The organism is Sphingomonas sp. NPDC019816, from assembly GCF_050274375.1.
Taxonomy (GTDB): domain Bacteria; phylum Pseudomonadota; class Alphaproteobacteria; order Sphingomonadales; family Sphingomonadaceae; genus Sphingomonas.
In genome coordinates this window covers 1-1,425 of sequence record NZ_JBNNOB010000270.1, presented here as the reverse complement: position 1 = coordinate 1,425, position 1,425 = coordinate 1, and the positions used below count along the sequence as shown (strand labels likewise).

Here is a 1,425-nt window from a genome sequence, read left to right as displayed (position 1 = left end):
TTTTTTTTTTTTTGCCCCTCCCCTGAAGGGGAGGGGAGCATTTCATGTCATCCTATTCTGAAAGGGGGCAGGCCTCTACTAGGCGAGACACCTCCGCGTCCTCCGCGGCTCCACGCGAACAAATATCTTCTTCGCGTCTTCGCGCGAGCCAATGAAAAAGGGAAGCGAGTTGCCCCGCTTCCCCCAGATGTCATCCCGTGGCCTTCGACTTCTCTCAGGCCGAACGGGGCGGGGATCAGGCCCCCGCCATCTCCAGCAGGCCTTCGAACAACCGGCGGCCATGGTCGCCGCCGTGCGCGGCTTCGATGCGGCGTTCGGGGTGGGGCATCATGCCCAGTACGTTGCGCTTCTCGTTCAGCACGCCCGCGATGCCCCGCGCCGAGCCGTTGACGTCCTCGGCATAGCGGAAGGCGACGCGGCCTTCGCCTTCCAGACGGTCGAGCGTCTCGGCATCGGCGAAGTAATTGCCGTCATGATGCGCGACCGGAATACGGATCGTCTCGCCCTGTTCGTACAGGCGGGTGAAGGCGCTGTCGGTGTTGGCGACCTCCAGGTTCACGTCGCGGCACACGAAGTTGAGCGAGCGGTTGCGCATCAGCGCGCCCGGCAGCAGCCCGGTCTCGGCCAGCACCTGAAAGCCGTTGCACACGCCGAACACCGGCGTACCCTTGTTCGCCTGTTCGACGACCGCACGCATGATCGGCGACCGCGCCGCGATCGCGCCGCAGCGCAGGTAATCGCCGTAGGAGAAGCCGCCCGGCACGCCGATCAGCCCCAGCCCCTCGGGCAGTTCGCTGTCGCCGTGCCAGACCATGGCCGGCTTGACGCCCGTCACCGCCTCCAGCGCGACGGCGAGGTCGCGGTCGCAGTTCGAGCCGGGAAAGACGATGACTGCGGTCTTCATCAGGCGCGCTCCACCCGGTAATTCTCGATCACGGTATTGGCGAGCAGCTGGCGGCACATCTCGTCGATCTGCGCGTCGGTCGTCGCGTCGGCGACTTCCAGCTCGATCAGCTTGCCAGCGCGCACGTCATTGACGCCCGCAAAGCCCAGGCTTTCCAGCGCGTGGTGGATCGCCTTGCCCTGCGGATCGAGCACGCCGGGCTTCAGGGTGACGAAAATCTTCAGCTTCATTACTTGCCCCGGCTCTTGCGGTGTTCTTCCAGATCGAGGACGGCGGTGTCGCCCCCCTCGGGCAGCAGGCCCAGACGGCGCGCCACTTCCTGATAGGCCTCGACCTCGCCGCCGAGATCCCGGCGGAAACGGTCCTTGTCCAGCTTCTCGTTGGTGGTCATGTCCCACAGGCGGCAGCCATCGGGGCTGATCTCGTCGGCCAGGATGATGCGACCGAAGTCATTGTCCCAGATGAGGCCGAATTCCAGCTCGAAGGCGACCAGGCGAATCCCGATCGCCGCGACCCTTCCC

General features: G+C 65.3%; 3 protein-coding genes. All 3 read right to left on the bottom strand.

Annotated elements, in window-relative coordinates; all coding sequences use genetic code 11:
• Positions 1-235: 235 nt before the first annotated feature.
• The gene (gene purQ, locus ACQKJZ_RS19350) at positions 236-904 is read right to left on the bottom strand and encodes a phosphoribosylformylglycinamidine synthase subunit PurQ (RefSeq protein WP_427733331.1); all 669 of its coding nucleotides are present in this window, start codon (positions 902-904) and stop codon (positions 236-238) included.
• Complete coding sequence (gene purS / locus ACQKJZ_RS19345; protein WP_042486357.1) at positions 904-1,134, bottom strand: phosphoribosylformylglycinamidine synthase subunit PurS; 231 nt, start codon at positions 1,132-1,134, stop codon at positions 904-906. The genes purQ and purS overlap by 1 nt, the downstream gene beginning before the upstream one ends.
• On the bottom strand, positions 1,134-1,425 hold a 292-nt coding region (locus ACQKJZ_RS19340; protein ID WP_427733329.1), incomplete at its 5' end, for a phosphoribosylaminoimidazolesuccinocarboxamide synthase. The genes purS and ACQKJZ_RS19340, both read right to left, overlap by 1 nt.

Bases quoted from the DNA above. Each gene is read 5' to 3' on its own strand.
- purQ (WP_427733331.1), bottom strand. From the start codon at position 904: ATGAAGACCGCAGTCATCGTCTTTCCCGGCTCGAACTGCGACCGCGAC.
- purS (WP_042486357.1), bottom strand. From the start codon at position 1,134: ATGAAGCTGAAGATTTTCGTCACCCTGAAGCCCGGCGTGCTCGATCCG.